Below are 16,521 nucleotides of genomic sequence, written 5' to 3'. Positions count from 1 at the left end.
GGTTGGAAGCATTGCGACTTCGTCAGGATGCCCGATTCGAATTTGCCCGAACACAGGTACAAGAGCGGAACGAGCCTTCCGATCCATGCAGCATCGGATAAAAAGACAAAACCCCGCCGGCGGGCGGGGTTGATATGCCGGATCAAACTGGAAAAGTTGGCTGGGGCGGCAGGATTCGAACCTGCGGATGGCGGTACCAAAAACCGCTGCCTTACCGCTTGGCGACGCCCCAACCGGCGCGGCGAACTCTCGTATCGCCGGAAGGAGCGGCACCTTAATCGGAAGACCGGCCGAACGCAACAGGCTGTTTTCAGAAAATTTTCGCTGCGGAATCAGACTTCCCACCGGCCGTTCACCGTCCCTCCCGTCGCCACGCCATCAGCAAGCCGCCGAGCACCAACGCCAGCACCGCGCCGACCGGGAGCAGCGGCACGTCGGTCACGCCGGTGACGGTGTAGTCGCCGTTCGCGCGCAGGCCGATCCAACCGGAACCGGCCTGGCTGCGGTCGGGCTGAGTGCGGCGCACCTCCACGCCCGGGTTTGGACCTGTGTCGCTGTCGGTCACCCATTGGATGCCGCCGCCGGTCGCCTCGGCCACCGGCTGCATGCGGTCGCCGGTGGAGCGCACGTCGGCCAGTTCGGGCGTGTTGACCGCACCCACGACCGCCAGGGTCGTCCGCTCCCCATCGGAAACCCGGTAGATGCCGGGAGCCCCCGCGGTCACCGTGGCGACAGCACGTCCGTTCCGGTCGTCGGCCAGCTGAAGCGTGCTGGTCCGGTCCGACGGATCGGTCAGGGTGACGGCACGCGGGTCGGGGGTGAGGGAGCGGCGCTCGACCGTGATGCGGTTGCCGTCGACATGGGCGCGCAGGTCGTTCTCCTCCAACTCCGGCTCCTTCATCAGCCAGTGGGCGAGGCGGCGCAGCAACTCCGCCTGCGGGCCACCGCCCTCGAAGCCGCGGCTCCACAGCCAGATCTGGTCGGAGGCGAGCTGTGCCACCCGGCCCTTGCCGACGCGGTCCAGCACCAGCAGCGGGCGGTTCTCGGCGCCCTGCATCACCACCGTGCCGCCGTTGGGCGTCACGTCCACCTGATGGAACCAGCGGCCCCAGGTCGGCGGCGCATCCAGCCGGTCGCCGGGCAGGCCGGCGGTCACCGGATGGCGGCGGCCGACATCGGTCACCGTCGGCAGGAAGGGGCGGTCCACCGTCTGCCCGCTGGGCGCCGCCGGCAGGATCGCGCCCAGCGGCGTCCGGTAGAGCGACAGCGGCGAGGCATAGCCCTGGCCTGAGGTTTCCAGCAGGGCACCGCCCTTGCGGACATATTCGGCGATGTTCTCGAGATACATCTGGGGCAGCACGCCGCGGCGGCGGTAGCGGTCGAAGATGATCAGGTCGAACTCGTCCAGCTTCACCTCGAACAGCTCGCGGATCGGGAAGGCGATCAGCGACAGCTCGCGGATCGGCGTGCCGTCCTGCTTTTCCGGCGGGCGCAGGATGGTGAAATGGACCAGATCGACCGCCGGATCGGCCTTCAGCAGGTTGCGCCAGGTGCGCTCGCCCGCATGGGGCTCGCCGGAGACCAGCAGGACCCGCAGCCGGTCGCGCACGCCGTTCACCACCACCGCGGCGCGGTTGTTGGCGAGCGTCAGTTCCTGCTTCGCCGGCTCCACTTCCAGTTCCAGGACATTCTGGCCGCCATGAGCGATCGGCAGGTCGATGCGGACATCCTGGCCGACCGGGACGCGGAGGATTGCCGGCGCGCCGCCGTCCTGGCGCAGCGTCACCGCGGCGTCGGGGGACTGGCGTCCCGGCATGTCGTCGATGCGGACGGTCAGCTCTACCGGCTTGCCGACGATGCCGTAGTTCGGTGCCTGCACAATGGCGATGCGCCGGTCGCCCTCGTTGCGATCACCGGTCAGCAGGGTGTGGATCGGGCCGATGTCGGCCAGTTTCGACGGCATCTGTGGCACGTCGTGAACCTGTCCGTCGGTGATGAAGACGGCGCCCGCCATGCGGCGGCGCGGCACGTCGGCCATGGCGCGGTTCAGTGCGTCGAACAGGTGGGTCTCGTTGATGGCACCGCCATCCTCCGCGCCCTCGCCGGTGCGGGCGATGCGGACCTCCAGGTCGTCGAAGCCCTTCAAACGCTGGATCAGCTGCTCCGCGGCCCGTTCGGTACGGGCACGCCGGTCACCGATGGACTGGCTCGGCGACTCGTCGACCACCACGACGGCCACGTCCTTGATCGGGTCGCGCTTTTCCTGGACCAGCGACGGGTTGACCAACGCCAGCGCCAGCACGAGCACCGCCAGCAGGCGCAGCAGCGTGCCGCGCGCCCGGCGCAGGGCGGCGACCAGCACCACCAGCAGGGCGAAGCCGATCAGGGCGCCCAGCACCGGCCAGGGCAGCAGCGGCGCCAGCGCCACGGAAAGTCCGGAGAGCAGATCGACGGGCATCACTGGCCGAACCTTTCCAGGATGGCGGGCACATGGACCTGATCGGCCTTGTAGTTGCCGGTCAGCGCGTACATCACGAGATTGACGCCGAAACGGTAGGCGATCTCGCGCTGGCGCTCGCCGCCGGGAATCACCGCAAAGAGCGGCTGGCCGCCGCGGCCGACCGCCCAGGCCGCTGCCCAGTCGTTGCCGCCGATCACCACGGAGGACACGCCGTCGTTCACCACCCCTTCGCGCGCTTCGATCCACAGCTGGCCGCCGGCCTGCCGGCCGGGAAAGTCGGTCAGCAGATAGAAGGATTTGCGCAGCACATGGTCCTGCGGAACCGGAGCCAGCGGCGGGATGTCCAGCCCTTGCGTCAGCCGTTGCAGCACGGCCGGTCCGCCGCCCGGCGACTGGTCTCGCGTGTCGAACAGGATGGTGCCGCCGTTGCGCATGTACTCGTTCACCCGCTGGCGCGCCTGATCGGACAAGGGCCTCTGCCGGTCAGACACCGGCCAGTAGAGCAGGGGATAGAAGGCGAGCTCGTCCTGTTCGGGATCGATGCCGACGGCGCCCGCCGCCTCGACCGCCGTGCGCAGGCCGAGCACGCCGACCAGCCCCTCCAGCCCGGCGCGCGAGGTGTCGTCGATCGTGCCGTCACCGGTCTGGACATAGGCGAGATAGGTTTCCTCAGTCACCTTGACGGCCCGTTCCTGATCCAGCGCGCGGGCCGGCTGCGGCATCGATATGAGCGCGGCGGCGAGCAGCAGGCCGGCGGCCGCGCCACCGGCGCTCCGCCGCAGGCGGGGCGGGCGCAGCAGGCCGCGCAGCGCCAGCGCAATCAGCAGGTCGATGGACAGCAGCGCAAGCGCCGCAGCAAGCAGCGACGGCTTCAGCGGCACCTCGCCCCGGCTGCCGTAGCCGGCACGGCCGACGCCGGCCGGCAGGGGCGGCAGCGGGTCGATTCGGGTCACCGCTGCCGACAGGTTCAAGGCCCGGCGTGCATCGTCGGTGCCGTAGAAGCCCGGCGGATGGCGCGGCCCGATGACGTCGGCGGTGGCGTTGCCGGGGATGGGGAAGGCGGTCGGCGGCGGCGGCACCAGCCGGCCGGTGCCGTCCAGCAGTTCGACCGGGTCGAGCGAGGCGCTGCCAGCGGCGCCGGTGACGCCGCCGCTGAGCGCGACCAGCCGGCGCAGCATGTCGACGAACAGGCCGGACAGCGGCAGGTTCGACCAGTCGGGGCTGGCGGTGGTGTGGACCAGCACGATCCAGCCATCGCCGCGCTTCTGCGAGGTCACCAGCGGCGTGCCGTCGGCCAGCCGCGCCCAGCTGCGTTCGGCCAGATCGAGCGCCGGTTCGGCCAGGACCTGCCGGTTGACCTGCACGTCGGCGGGGATCGCGAGCCCCTCGAACGGCGATTTTGCCGGGAAGGGCTGGAGCCGCGCCGGCTCGGACCAGGAGAGGGCCCCGCCCAGCGCGCGGTCGCCGATGCGCAGCCGCACCGGCACCAGCGTGTCGGCATGCTGGGCCAACCGCGGCCCGGCGAAGCGCAGCAGAACGCCGCCCTTCTTTACCCAATCCTCGATGTCCTGCACCTCGCTGCCGGTCAGGGCGCCGATGTCGGACAGGATCAGCACGGCGAGATCGCGTTTCAGCAGATCCTCCGTCCCGCCCCGGCGCACCTCGTTGTAGGGCGACAGCGCGCGTTCGAGGTAATAGAGGTCGGACAGCAGCGGCTGGCTCTCGCCCTCAGACCGGCCGGACACGAGACCGACGGGACGGCGGCGCCAGCGCTCGTCCAGCAGAACGGTGGCGCCGGCGGTGGTGTCGCCCTCCACCCGCAGGCTGGCGGCGTCGTTGCGCAGTTCGGTCGGGATATCCAGGCGGACCTCGCGCGTCTTCTGGCCGGGCTCGAACGCCACGGTCTGACGGGTCAGCAGACGGCCGTCGGTGGCGGCAAGCCGCACCGTCACCGGCTCCGGCTTCGACGGGTCGGCGCGGACGATCCGGGCGGTGAGCGCCGTGCCCTCGCTGGAGGGCGGCAGCAGCAGGTGCGGCGGCCGTTCGGACGAATCGTCCAGCACGTCGGCGGAGCCCAGACGTTGAAGCCCCTCGGCCAGCGCTGCGGCGCTGCGGTCGCCCACCCCGTCGCTGAGCCACACTGCATGGATAGAGCCGCGGCCGTTCGCCTGGGCCGTCGCCGTCCTCAGCGCATCCAGCGCGGCGGCGCGGTCGGTCGGCCAGGGCAGGGGGACCAGCGCCTGGGCCAGACGGCGCGCCTCCGGCGCCGGCAGGACGGTGCTGGCATGGATCGGCTGCCCGTCCGCGGGCGGGGCGGTCGGCAGCAGGATCACCGGGCGTTGCTGCCGGTCGGCCTGTGCGATCAGTTCGTCCATCACGCGCTTGCGCGCCGGCCAGTCGCGCCCGGCGGCCCAGCCATTGTCCACGACCAGCAGCAGCGGCCCGCCGCCCGGCAGTGCCGCGCGCGGGTTCAGCAGCGGCCCGGCCAGCGCCAGGATGATCAGCGCCGCCACGATCAGGCGCAGCAACAGCAGCCACCAGGGGGTGCGGGCCGGCGTCTCCTCCCGCGCGGTCAAGTCGTGCAGCAGGCGGATGGCGGGAAACCGCACGGTGCGCGGCGCCGGCGGCGTGACGCGCAGCAGCCACCACAGCACCGGCAACGCCGCCAGTGCGGTCAAGACCCAGGGGGCGGCGAAGGCGATCGGTCCTAGACCCAGCATTGGCGCGTCTTCACGAGGGGGAGGAGAAATGCGGCCGGCGTGCTCACACCGCCTCCATCGCCATCGCACCCCACAGGGTGAGCAGGGCCGATTGCGGCGAGCGGTCGGTGCGGTGGACGGCGAAGCTCCAGCCGGCGGTTCGGGCCAGAGCGGCGAGGCCGTCCTGCTGCGCCTTCAGACGCTCGCGGTAGGCATCGCGCACGGCTTCGACCCGGGGGACCAGCAGGGGCTGCTCACCCTCCAGCCCCTGGAAGTCGACACGGCCGTCATAGGGCAGCGTCTCCTCCGCGGGATCGAGAATCTGGACCAGATGACCGCGCAGGCCGCGGCCTGACAAGCCGGAGACGGTGGCGTGGATGTCCGGCAGCGGCGACAGCAGGTCGCCGAACAGGACGACCTGGGCATGGCGGGGCAACGGCTCCACTGCCGGCAGTGGATCGGACGCCGCCGCGCTGCGCGGGTCGGTCATCAGCCGGGCGAGCCGGTCGATCGCGGTCTTGCCATGGTCGGGACGGACCCCGCTGTTCAGCAGCGCCACCCGCTCGCCGCCGCGGGCCAGCAGCACGGCGGTGGCCAGGGTCAGCAGGTCGGCGCGTTCGCGCTTGGTCGGCAGGGCGGCGGCGGAGCGGAAATCCATCGAGGCCGAGCGGTCGCGCCACAGCCAGACGCTTTGCGCCGCCTCCCACTCGTTCTCGCGGACATAGACCGGCTGGGTCTTGGCCGACTGGCGCCAGTCGATCATCGACGGCGCGTCGCCGGGCTGGTAGCGGCGGAACTGCCAGAAGGTCTCGCCCAGACCGACGCGGCGGCGGCCGTGGACACCCTGAGCGACGGTGGCGGCGACCCGTTCCGCCGCGACCAGCAGCGGCGGCAGAGCCGACGCCAACTCTTCCGCGCGATGCCGGGCCAGCAGGGTGCCGGCTGGCTGGGACGTGGCCGGCTGGGACGTGGCCGGCTGGGACGTGGCCGGCTGGGACGTGGAGGTTGGGCCTGGGCTTCGCGGCATCGCGGCTCCGCTGGGATGGTGGTGAACCGGGCGGCTCACATCAGGGGCGCGCAGAGGCGGCCGATGACGTCGTCCAGCGTCACCCCGTCGGCCCGCGCGGCGAAATTCAGCGCCATGCGGTGCTTCAGGATCGGCCGGGCCAGCGCCACCACGTCGTCCAGCGACGGCGACAGCCGGCCGTCGAGCACGGCGCGGGCGCGGGCGGCCAGCATCAGCGCCTGGCTGGCGCGCGGGCCGGGACCCCAGGCGACATGCCGGCGCACCTCCAGCAGGTCTGAGCTTTCCGGCCGGCCGCGGCGCACGAGGTCGAGGATGCCGTCAACGACCCCTTCGCCGACCGGCACCCGGCGGACCAGCCGCTGCGCCGTCTGCAGGTCGGCAGCGGACAGCACCGTCACCGCGCGTTCGTCGGAGGAGCCGGTGGTGGCGATCATCATCCGCCGTTCCGCCTCGCGGTCGGGATACTCGACGTCGATCTGCATCAGGAACCGGTCGAGCTGGGCTTCCGGCAGCGGGTAGGTGCCTTCCTGCTCCAGCGGATTCTGGGTGGCCAGGACGTGGAAGGGCTGGGGCAGGGGGTGGTACTGGCCGGCGACCGAGACGCGGTGCTCCTGCATCGCCTGCAAGAGGGCGGACTGGGTGCGCGGGCTGGCGCGGTTGATCTCGTCGGCCATCAGCAGCTGGCTGAACACCGGGCCGGGGATGAAGCGGAAGGAGCGGCGGCCGCTCTCCCCCTCCTCCAGCACCTCGGAGCCCAGGATGTCGGCGGGCATCAGGTCGGGGGTGCACTGGATGCGCTTCTCGGCGAGGCCGAGCACGATGCCCAGCGTCTCCACCAGCCGCGTCTTGGCGAGGCCGGGGACGCCGATCAGCAGGACATGCCCGCCCGCCAGCAACGTGACCAGCGTGCGGTCGACGACCTCCTGCTGGCCGAAGATCACCCGGCCGATGCGGTCGCGGACCGAGGCCAGCCGGTCGCCCAGCGCCTCGATCTCCTCCATCAGCCGTTGCGGATCCTCCGGCACGGGAGGCTGTCCCCTCAGGATGTCCTGTGCGCTCAAGGTGTGCTGCTCCCCGGATGGTGGGCATGCCCGATGGCGGGCCGGTTCGGTGTGGCGGTTGCGGTCGCCCGCAACGCGAAACACGGGATCCGCATGGTCGGCCCTGTTCCCGTACGTTGTCGACACCCATTTTCCAGATGGTGTCACCGGACCGGCCCACCGGAGCGGGTAAGGTCGGGGAGCCATAGGAGTGGACCTAACGGTCGAGTGTGGCGAAAATACGCATGTCCAGGGACAAAACGGTTCCCAATCCCATGAAGGTCGGTAACGCGATGGCGAATGACAAGCGCGCAGATGGGCAAACCGCATCGGAAACCACCTCAGGCATTCCCGCGGCCGGCATTCCCGCGGCTTTGGGCCGGATGCCGACGGAGGAAAGCTACGACATCCGCATTGCGCGCGACGGCACCTGGTTCCACAATGGCGATCCCATCCGGCGCATCGAACTGGCCAAGCTGTTTTCCACCGTGCTGAGACGCGACGACGACGGCGACTACTGGCTGGTGACGCCCGCCGAACGCGGCCGGATCCAGGTGGAGGATGCGCCGTTCGTCGCGGTCGAGATGAGCGTGGCTGGCAGCGGAGCCGATCAGGTTCTGTCCTTCCGCACCAACCTGGACCATTGGGTGGAGGCTGGGCCCGACCATCCGATCCGCGTCGCCGTCGACCCTGAAACCGGGGAGCCGGCACCCTACATCGAAATCAGAAGCCGGCTGGAGGCGCTGATCCTGCGGTCCGTGTTCTACGACATGGTCGAGCGCAGCGAGACGCGCCCCACCGAAACCGGCAAGTCCGAGGTGGGTCTATGGAGCAAGAAGGTCTTCTTCGCGCTGGGCAGGCTGCCTGGCGATTGAGCCTGGAGGATGTCCGCCGTCGCTTTCCGGCGCTCGGCGAGGGACGTGCCGGCAATGACCGGGCGGTGGAAAACGCGGTGCAATCGAACCGTGCCCCGCTCAAGATCCGTGGCGACCACGACCTGAACCCGGGGTTCGGGCCGCCCGGCGCGTTGCGCGAGGCCGCGGTGCTGGTGCCGCTGGTCGACCGGGCGGAGGAACTGACCGTCATCTTCACCCAGCGCACCGCGACGCTGAGCGCCCATGCCGGCCAGATCAGCTTTCCCGGCGGCCGGATGGAGCCGGAGGACGGCAGCCCGGAGGAAACCGCCCTGCGCGAAACCGCCGAGGAGATCGGGCTGGAACGCGCCCGGATCGAAATCGTCGGCCGGCTGGACACCTATGTCACGCGCACCGGATTCCGGGTGACGCCGGTGGTCGGGGTGGTGACGCCGCCCTTCATCCTGACCCCCGACCCGATCGAGGTGGCCGAGGTGTTCGAGGTGCCGCTGTCCTTCATCCTCGATCCGGCCAACCCGGAACGCCACAGCCGCGAATTCCTGGGCAAGCCGCGCTGGTTCTACGCCTTCCCCTATCCCCAGCGCTACATCTGGGGGGCGACCGCCGGCATGCTGGTGAACCTGCGCGACGTCCTGGGCGCGGCCGGGGAGGGCGGGCAGTCGCAGGAATCGGCCTGACGAGGATGGATCGCGCCTTTGGAATCCGCTAGCGTCGCGGCGACCATGACCGTCGCCGCCCGCCTGTCCCCTCAGCCCTGGATGACCGCGCCCGAAAGCCGGGCGGTGTTCGCCGCCCTTGCAGCCGGCGGCGCCGACGCGCGGTTCGTCGGCGGCTGCGTGCGCGATGCGTGGCTCGGCCGGCCGGTGAAGGACATCGACATCGCCACCCACGCCCCGCCGGAGCGGGTGATGGAACTGCTGACCGCTGCCGGCATCCGCGTCATCCCGACCGGCATCGCCCATGGCACCGTCACCGCGCTGTGCGGCGCCAAACCCTACGAGATCACCACGCTGCGCCGCGACGTCGAAACCTTCGGGCGGCATGCCCGCGTCGAGTTCACCGACGATTGGGTCGAGGACGCCGCCCGCCGCGACCTGACCATGAACGCGCTGAGCTGCACGCCCGACGGCGAGATGTTCGACCCGTTCGGCGGCCTTGCCGACCTTGCCGCCGGCCGCGTGCGATTCGTCGGCGAAGCGTGGCGGCGGATCGACGAGGATGTGCTGCGCCTGCTGCGTTTCTTCCGCTTCCATGCCCATTACGGCCGCGGCGAGCCCGACAGGGAAGCGCTGGAGGCCTGCCGCGACCTGGCGCCGCGCCTGCCGACCCTGTCAGGCGAGCGGGTGCGCGGCGAACTGTTCCGCCTGCTGACCGCACCCTGTGCCGCCGCGGTCTGGCGGCTGATGATGGGGCAGGGGATCATGCCCCATCTGCTGCCGGAAGCGATGGACACCGCCCGCCTGGAGCGGCTGATCGCCGTCGAACGCGACCTGGGGCTGGTTCCCGATCCCACGCGGCGGCTCGCCGCCGTGCTGGACAGCGACCGACCGGGAGCGCTCCGGGCTGCCGATGCCCTGCGCCTGTCCAACCACGAGCGCGACCGCCTGCTGGCGCTGGTCGAACCGCCGGTCGTCCTGGTGCCGGCCGACGACCGCAGGGCGCTGCGCCACGGACTTTACCGCGTCGGCGATGCCGGGCTGTTCGCCGACATGCTGCTGATTGCCGCCGCCATCCATGACGGTCCGCTCGACCTGACGATGCTGCGCGCGGCGCTGGCCGTGGCTGAAGATTTGCCGTGCTTGCACCTGCCCATCGCCGGGCGCGACCTGCTGGCGCTCGGCGTGCCGCGCGGCCCGGCCGTCGGCATGATGCTGAAGCGCATCGAGGGCTGGTGGATCGCCGAGGATTTCCAGCCCGATCACACCTCCTGCCTGGAGATGGCGCGCGGAATGTTGGGCAGCGATTCTGGAAGGGTGCCCCAGAGCGCCAAACGGGAATAAGGCAAAAACACTCAATCTTTGTGCGCCGAATTAAAAGCGCATAAGGAAGATTATGGAAAATTAAATGCGCACTCCATCGGACCGGAACGGTCCTGTTGATCGACCCTTGCTGGTCTATGACGGCATCTCCGTCATCCGATCTGACTATGGTTAGCTGTCGGCCACCCGGCCGGGCGTCTCGGGTGGCCGGTTGCCTTATTCCGCCGCCTGCGGCCGCAACGGTTGCGCCACGTCGCCCCTGAGATTCATCGCCTTGGCGAGCGCGTCGATCCGGCGCTGGACCGCTTCGCCCGACGGGACGCTGCCGTCGTCGGGCAGGGTCAGAACGACGCGGCCATCGCCGACCTTCAGGCTGGTGCGCTCCAGCAGCGCTGTGGCGCCGCCCGACAAGGTGTGGGCGAGGCGGAGAGCCAGGCCCAGCACCAGCGCCTTCATGCCCTGCCCTTCCGTCACCAGCGTCCGGACCGGAGCGGTCAGCGGCACGTCGATGGTGCCGGCATAGCGGGCATGGGCGGCGAGCGCCAGGAAGGCGCGCTCGTCATGGTCAAGCGCCGGGAACGGATAGCGCAGCACCCGCAGGAAGGCATGCTCGGCCCGGTAGTCTGGATGGTCGGCCCAGCCGACATCGCTCAGCAGACAGGCGGCATGCCGCAGGCGGATGGCGTTGTCGTCCTCCCCGGCGAACAGGCCGGCGGTCCAGGACATCAGCAGTGCCGGATCGCCCATCCGCACGAAACGGCGGGCCCAGTCGGAGGCCGACGCCATCAGCGGATCCTCGCGGCGGCCTTCCGGCGACAGCAGCGAATAGAGATGTCCTTCGCGCAGGCCATAGGCTGAGAAGACCAGTTTCGACGGCTGGGCCATGCGCAGCAGCCGCTCCAGGACCAGCCCGGCGAGCGGCAGCGTGTCGAGGCGGCGGCGCGAACCCGCCATCTTTTCCAGGGACGAGCGGCTTTGCCGGCCGATCAGCCCGGTGAACTCGCGCGCCTCGCCCGACGGAATGGTGTAATGGTGGATGATGTGCAGCGGATGGCCGGACTGCTCCATATGCAGCTTGGCGATGGCCCGCCAGCTGCCGCCGACCGGGTAGAAGGGCCGTCCCTTCATTGCCGGCAGCCAGGGCAGCGATTCCAGATGCTGGTCGATCAGCTTGGCCGGTCCGCCCTTGGCCGAACCGACCTCCATCAGCCGCAGCGGGCCCAGCGGCAGGGTGAGTTGCTTGCCGATGATGCCGCGGTCCAGCGTCACCAGTTCCAGGCTGCCGCCGCCAAGGTCGCCAACCAGCCCGTCGGCACCGGGCGTGCCCGACAGCACGCCCATGGCTGACAGCCGCGCCTCCTCCTCGCCGCTGATGACGCGGACGGTCAGGCCGGCGCGCCGGCGGATCGCGTCGACGAAGGCCGCGCCGTCCCGGGCGTCGCGGACCGCCGCGGTGGCGATCACGTCCAGCCGGCCGACCCGCATCCCCTGGGCCAGCGTCGCGAAGCGTTCCAGCGCCGCCAACCCCTGGGCGACGCCGTCGGGGTTCAGCAGGCCGGCCTTCTCCACGCCGCGGCCCAGCCCACACAGCACCTTTTCGTTGAACAACGCCAACGGCGAGCGGGTCAGCCCGTCATAGACGACCAGACGGATCGAGTTGGATCCGATGTCGATGACGCCGACACGCTCGCCCGTCCCCGGGGTGGAAAGAATCCCGAGGGCGGAAGGATCGCCGCCCGCCTGCCCGCCTTCGCCGAGCCCGGCGGTCGCGCGATTGTCCATGCTCATCTCATGCTCTCCGACTCCCGTCCCGTCCTTCAAGGCACCGCGTGCAGCATCAGCCGCGGCGGCGTGCGCTTGCTGGCGACCGCACTGCCCCGGCCCGACAGGCTGGGGTTGGTCATGAAGTAATTATGGGCGCTGAACGCGTCCGGGCCAGCCTTGATCCGATGGTACACGCCATCCGGGCCAAGCTTCCAGGTGCTCGCGTCGTCCTTCATGTTGGCGACCATGATCTGGTCCAGCACCTGTTCATGCACGGTCGGGTTCTCGATGGGCACCAGCGTCTCGATGCGGCGGTCAAGGTTGCGGGTCATCCAGTCGGCCGAGGAGATGAAGATCTTCGCCTGGTTGCCGGGCAGGCCATGGCCGTTGCCGAAGCAGATGACGCGGCCATGCTCCAGGAAGCGGCCGACGATGCTGCGCACCCGGATATTCTCCGACAGTCCCTTCACCCCCGGCCGCAGGCAGCAGATGCCGCGAATGACCATGTCGATCTGTACGCCGGCCTGCGACGCCTTGTACAGCTTGTCGATGATGACCGGATCGACCAGCGAGTTCAGCTTCACCCAGATCGCGGCAGGGCGGCCGGCGGCGGCGTGGGCGATCTCCGCCTCGATCAGGTCGGACAGGCGCTGGCGCAGGGTGATCGGCGCGATGGCGATCTTCTCCAGCACCTTGGGCGTGGCGTAGCCGGTCATGAAGTTGAACATGACGGCGGCGTCGTGGCACAGCGCCGGGTCGCAGGTGAAGAAGGACAGGTCGGTATAGATCTTGGCGGTGATCGGGTGGTAGTTGCCGGTCCCGAAATGGACGTAGCTGCGCAGGGCCTTCTTCTCGCGCCGCACCACCAGCGACACCTTGGCGTGGGTCTTCAGGTCGACGAAGCCGTAGACCACCTGGGCACCGGCGCGCTCCAGGTCGCGCGCCCAGCGGATGTTGGCCTCCTCGTCGAAGCGGGCCTTCAGCTCGACCAGCGCCGTCACCGACTTGCCGGCCTCGGCCGCCTCGATCAACGCGGCGACGATCGGGCTGTCCTTGCTGGTGCGGTAGAGCGTCTGCTTGATGGCGACGACCTGCGGGTCACGCGCCGCCTGCCGGATGAACTGCACCACCACGTCGAAGGACTCGTAGGGGTGGTGGACGACGATGTCCTTGTGGCGGATGGCCGCGAAGCAGTCGCCGCCGAAATCGCGGATCCGCTCGGGGAAACGGGCGTTGAAGGGGCGGAAGACCAGATCCGGCCGCTCGTCGACGATCAGCTGCTTGGTGTCGGTCAGGCCGATCAGCCCGTCCAGGATGAAGACGTCGTCTGATGCGACGTTCAACTCGTGGCGCAGGAATTCGCGCAGGTCGGGGGCCATGCCGCTGTCGGTGGCGAGCCGGATGACGCTGCCGCGGCGGCGACGCTTCAGCGCGCTTTCGAAGGTGCGGACCAGATCCTCCGCCTCCTCCTCGATCTCCATCTCGCTGTCGCGCAGGACGCGGAAGACGCCGTGGGCCTTGACCTGGAAGGGCGGGAACAGGCGGTCGATGAACAGCATCACCACCTTTTCCAGCTGGATGAAGCGGATGTCCGAGCCCGGCAGGCGCAGGAATCGATCCAGCTGCGAGGGCAGCGGCACCAGCGCGTCGATGTGCCGGCCCTTGACCGGGTCATGCAGTTGCAGCGCCAGCGAGAATCCGAGATTGGGCAGGAACGGGAAGGGGTGGGCCGGGTCGACCGCGATGGGGGTCAGGATCGGGAAGATGTCGTCGAGGAACCGGGCTTCCAGCCAGTCCTTTTCCCCGTCGCTGAGGTCGGCGGGATCGGCCACAGTGATGCCGGCCTCGCGCAACTCGCCCCTCAGCGAGCGCCACATGGTCTGCTGGCTGTCCATCAGCGTGGCGATCCGCTGCTTGACCGCGGCCAGCTGCTGGGCGGGCGTCAGGTTCTCCGGGCTGGGCGCCTTCACGCCCGCGGCCACCTGCCCTTTCAGGCCGGCGACGCGGACCATGTAGAATTCGTCCAGGTTGCTGGCGGAGATCGACAGGAACCGCAGCCGCTCCAGCAACGGATGGTTCGGGTTGGCGGCCTCGTCCAGGACGCGCTGGTTGAAGGCCAGCCACGACAGCTCCCGATTGATGAAGCGTTCCGGGGCGTTCGGCTCGATGCCGACCGACTCGAGTTCCTGGAGATGGGTCACGTCAACCTCTGAAATCTTGGGGCCCCGAAGGTCTAGAGCCGGCGGCTTCGTGCCGCCGGCTGCCCTTATATGGTGGGCAGACAGAGTATCCCATATGCGTTACGGTTTCAGGACTCCCAATCGGCGATCTGCCGAGCCGTTTTCCGTCCCCCGCCCCTTCCGGACCGATCCTGCCGCCATGAAGACGTTGTTTCTGTTGCGTCATGCCAAATCCGCCTGGGACGATCCGTCGCTGGCCGACCACGACCGCCCCCTCAACGCCCGCGGCGAGCGGGCGGCGGCGCAGGTCGGCGCCTATCTGGCGCGGCACCATGCCCGCATCGACCTCGTCCTGTGTTCGACCGCCGCCCGGGCGGTGGAGACGCGCAAGCGGACGATGGCGGCGATGGGCGCGCCCTACCCGCCGGTCGAGCATGAGCGCGGCCTGTATCTCTGCGGCGCACGCACCCTGCTGGAGCGGCTGCGCGACACGCCGGACACGGCGACCGGGCTGATGCTGGTGGCCCACAACCCGGACCTGCACGAGCTGGCCAACGCGCTGACCGGCAGCGGCGACCATGGGTTGCGCCATGCACTGACCGACAAGTTCCCGACTGCCGCCTGCGCCGTTCTGGTGTTCGAGACGCTGCACTGGGCCGACCTGGAACTGGGGGCCGGCCGGCTGGCGGATTTTGTGCAACCGCGTAAACTCTCTTAACCTGCGGCGGAGGTTGGAGTATCCACGGGTCCACCGGTTCGTTCCAGACCGGTTCATTCCAGGCCGCTCCGGCCGGATTCGGGAGGACGCACAGCCTTGTCACCCGCCATTCCGCCCGTCGCCCCGCCCGCTGGCCCGTCCGCCGGTGCCGACACCCAGCCATCGAGCGCGGGTTTTCGCGAAGTGGAACTGAAGCTCCACGCCGCCCCGGCCGATCTGGCGCGGGTGACGGCGCTGCCGGCGGTGCTGGCGCTGGCCGACGGCCCGCCGGTGACGCAGCGGCTGCGCACCGCCTATTTCGACACGCCCGACCTGCGGCTGGCCGCCAACGGCGTGGCGTTGCGGGTGCGGCAGGAGGGCGACCGCTTCGTCCAGACGCTGAAGACCGTCAACAGCGCCAGCCCCGGCGATTCGGCGGCGGTCGCGGTGCGGCGGGAGTGGGATTGGCCGGTGGCGGGCGAGGCTGTGGAACGCAGCCTGCTGGCCGATCCCGCCGTGGCCGGGCTGGTGCCGGCAGCGGCCCTCGACGCGCTCGACTGCCTGTTCGTCACCGATTTCCGCCGCACCACCCTGCTGGTCCGCCCCGATCCGCTGACCGCAGTCGAACTGGCGGTCGACGACGGCGGCGTCTATGCCGGCGGCCAATCGCTGCCCCTGAGCGAGGTGGAGCTGGAGTTGAAGGCCGGCAAGGTGGCCAGCCTGTTCGATCTCGCCCTCACCCTGCAGAACGCGGTGCCCATGCGCATCGGCACCGAAAGCAAGGCGGAGGCCGGGTTGCGGCTGGTGACCGGCAGGGCGCCGGGACCGGTTGAGGCCGAGGCGCTCGGCCTGTCGCCGCTGACCACGGTGGCGGAGGCCTACCGCCACATCCTGCGCCAGGCGCTCCGCCAATTCCTCGCCAACGAGGCCTGCGCGCTCGGCGGTGCCCACGTCGAGGGGTTGCACCGCATGCGCATCGCGCTGCGCCGGCTGCGCATCGCCCACCGGTTCTTCGCCCCGCTGGTCGCCTCGCCGGACGCCGACCGGCTGGTGGAGGAGAGCCGGGCGCTGGCCAAGCGGCTGGGCCCGGCGCGCGGCTGGGACGTGCTGATGTCCGGCGCCCTGGAGCCGTTGCTGGCCAATCCGTTGCCGGCCGATCCGCGGGGATTGCCCGGCATCGACCGTGCCGCGCTGGAGCGTCTGGCCGCCCTGGCCCGTTCGGCAGGTGCCGGGCCGGCGCGGGAGGCGATGGCGGCGATCCTGGCGCCCGGCTGCACCACCATGGTGCTGGCGCTGGCCGCCTGGCTGGAGCATGGCCGCTGGGTGTCGGAGGCTGAGGGTGACCGGCGGGCGGCGCTGGCGGCCCCGGTCTCGTCGCTCGCCGGCGGCTGGCTGTCGGCGCGGCTGGCCAAGCTCGGCAAGGCCGCCCGGTTGCCGGAGGATGCCAAGGCGCGCGACAAGCTGCGGCGGCGGCTGCGCACGCTGCGCTATACCGCCGACTTCTTCCGCGGCCTCTATCCCGAAGCCGCCGCCCTGCCCTTCTTCGCGGCGCTGGAGCCGTTGCAGGCGGCGCTGGACGCCGAACAGGACGCGATCACCGGTGCCCGGATGCTGGGCGGGCTGAAGGGCGCCGACCCGCAGACGGTCGCCGCCGTCGCCGCCTGGATCGACCGCCAGTCCGACAAGCGGCGCAAGGCTCTGCCCGACCTGTGGAAGCGCTTCCGCGCGGTGCCGCCCTTCTGGTCATGACCGACCCGCGCGGCGCGCCGCTGGCAATGCGGACCCGCGCGCATATATCG

At 70.3% G+C, this 16,521-nt stretch carries 11 protein-coding genes and 1 tRNA gene; 5 read left to right on the top strand and 7 right to left on the bottom strand.

Annotated elements, in window-relative coordinates:
* Nucleotides 1–157 precede the first annotated feature (157 nt).
* The 5 genes from ABMY26_RS20830 to ABMY26_RS20810 form a co-directional block, all read right to left on the bottom strand.
* A tRNA-Gln gene (locus ABMY26_RS20830) sits at nucleotides 158–232 on the bottom strand.
* 120 nt (nucleotides 233–352) lie between these two features.
* The gene (locus tag ABMY26_RS20825) at nucleotides 353–2,458 is read right to left on the bottom strand and encodes a hypothetical protein (protein ID WP_372396573.1); all 2,106 of its coding nucleotides are present in this window, start codon (nucleotides 2,456–2,458) and stop codon (nucleotides 353–355) included.
* Nucleotides 2,458–5,181: a DUF4159 domain-containing protein gene (locus tag ABMY26_RS20820; protein WP_372396572.1), complete on the bottom strand. Its 2,724-nt coding sequence runs from the start codon at nucleotides 5,179–5,181 to the stop codon at nucleotides 2,458–2,460. The genes ABMY26_RS20825 and ABMY26_RS20820 overlap by 1 nt, the downstream gene beginning before the upstream one ends.
* A 43-nt stretch (nucleotides 5,182–5,224) precedes the next feature.
* Nucleotides 5,225–6,187, bottom strand: a complete 963-nt coding sequence (locus ABMY26_RS20815) for a DUF58 domain-containing protein (RefSeq protein WP_372396571.1) — start codon at nucleotides 6,185–6,187, stop codon at nucleotides 5,225–5,227.
* A gap of 35 nt (nucleotides 6,188–6,222) precedes the next feature.
* The gene (locus ABMY26_RS20810; protein WP_372399045.1) at nucleotides 6,223–7,188 is read right to left on the bottom strand and encodes an AAA family ATPase; all 966 of its coding nucleotides are present in this window, start codon (nucleotides 7,186–7,188) and stop codon (nucleotides 6,223–6,225) included.
* Nucleotides 7,189–7,610: 422 nt separating this feature from the next.
* Between ABMY26_RS20810 and ABMY26_RS20805 the strand changes: the two genes are divergently transcribed.
* Genes ABMY26_RS20805 through ABMY26_RS20795 form a run of 3 tightly spaced genes read left to right on the top strand, consistent with a single transcriptional unit; the run spans nucleotide 7,611 to nucleotide 10,102 of the window.
* Nucleotides 7,611–8,102 (top strand): DUF1285 domain-containing protein, encoded by a 492-nt coding sequence (locus tag ABMY26_RS20805; protein ID WP_372396570.1) that lies wholly within the window; start codon nucleotides 7,611–7,613, stop codon nucleotides 8,100–8,102.
* Nucleotides 8,054–8,779 (top strand): CoA pyrophosphatase, encoded by a 726-nt coding sequence (locus ABMY26_RS20800; RefSeq protein WP_372396569.1) that lies wholly within the window; start codon nucleotides 8,054–8,056, stop codon nucleotides 8,777–8,779. Before ABMY26_RS20805 ends, ABMY26_RS20800 begins: the two co-directional genes overlap by 49 nt.
* Nucleotides 8,780–8,797: 18 nt before the next feature.
* Nucleotides 8,798–10,102: a CCA tRNA nucleotidyltransferase gene (locus ABMY26_RS20795; protein ID WP_372396568.1), complete on the top strand. Its 1,305-nt coding sequence runs from the start codon at nucleotides 8,798–8,800 to the stop codon at nucleotides 10,100–10,102.
* A 195-nt stretch (nucleotides 10,103–10,297) separates the two neighbouring features.
* Here the strand turns inward: ABMY26_RS20795 and ABMY26_RS20790 are convergent, their stop codons facing one another.
* A complete protein-coding gene (locus ABMY26_RS20790) occupies nucleotides 10,298–11,869 on the bottom strand; it encodes a Ppx/GppA family phosphatase (RefSeq protein ID WP_372396567.1) in 1,572 nt (523 codons plus the stop codon).
* A 29-nt stretch (nucleotides 11,870–11,898) separates the two neighbouring features.
* Nucleotides 11,899–14,046, bottom strand: a complete 2,148-nt coding sequence (locus ABMY26_RS20785; RefSeq protein ID WP_372396566.1) for an RNA degradosome polyphosphate kinase — start codon at nucleotides 14,044–14,046, stop codon at nucleotides 11,899–11,901.
* A gap of 178 nt (nucleotides 14,047–14,224) precedes the next feature.
* Between ABMY26_RS20785 and ABMY26_RS20780 the strand changes: the two genes are divergently transcribed.
* Together ABMY26_RS20780 and ABMY26_RS20775 are read left to right on the top strand one after the other, a co-directional pair.
* Nucleotides 14,225–14,743 carry a histidine phosphatase family protein gene (locus ABMY26_RS20780; RefSeq protein WP_372396565.1) on the top strand — a complete coding sequence of 173 codons (519 nt, stop codon included), beginning with the start codon at nucleotides 14,225–14,227 and terminating at the stop codon, nucleotides 14,741–14,743.
* 183 nt (nucleotides 14,744–14,926) lie between these two features.
* Nucleotides 14,927–16,471 carry a CHAD domain-containing protein gene (locus tag ABMY26_RS20775; RefSeq protein ID WP_372396564.1) on the top strand — a complete coding sequence of 515 codons (1,545 nt, stop codon included), beginning with the start codon at nucleotides 14,927–14,929 and terminating at the stop codon, nucleotides 16,469–16,471.
* Nucleotides 16,472–16,521 lie beyond the last annotated feature (50 nt).

This window comes from Azospirillum sp. HJ39, from assembly GCF_041507355.1.
In the GTDB taxonomy this organism is placed as follows: domain Bacteria; phylum Pseudomonadota; class Alphaproteobacteria; order Azospirillales; family Azospirillaceae; genus Azospirillum; species Azospirillum thiophilum.
This window is presented reverse-complemented; position numbering and strand designations above follow the sequence as displayed.

Coding starts and splice junctions, on each gene's coding strand:
- ABMY26_RS20825 (WP_372396573.1), bottom strand. CDS start 2,458: ATGCCCGTCGATCTGCTCTCCGGACTTTCCGTGGCGCTGGCGCCGCTG.
- ABMY26_RS20820 (WP_372396572.1), bottom strand. CDS start 5,181: ATGCTGGGTCTAGGACCGATCGCCTTCGCCGCCCCCTGGGTCTTGACC.
- ABMY26_RS20815 (WP_372396571.1), bottom strand. CDS start 6,187: ATGCCGCGAAGCCCAGGCCCAACCTCCACGTCCCAGCCGGCCACGTCC.
- ABMY26_RS20810 (WP_372399045.1), bottom strand. CDS start 7,188: ATGGAGGAGATCGAGGCGCTGGGCGACCGGCTGGCCTCGGTCCGCGAC.
- ABMY26_RS20805 (WP_372396570.1), top strand. CDS start 7,611: ATGCCGACGGAGGAAAGCTACGACATCCGCATTGCGCGCGACGGCACC.
- ABMY26_RS20800 (WP_372396569.1), top strand. CDS start 8,054: ATGGAGCAAGAAGGTCTTCTTCGCGCTGGGCAGGCTGCCTGGCGATTG.
- ABMY26_RS20790 (WP_372396567.1), bottom strand. CDS start 11,869: ATGAGCATGGACAATCGCGCGACCGCCGGGCTCGGCGAAGGCGGGCAG.
- ABMY26_RS20780 (WP_372396565.1), top strand. CDS start 14,225: ATGAAGACGTTGTTTCTGTTGCGTCATGCCAAATCCGCCTGGGACGAT.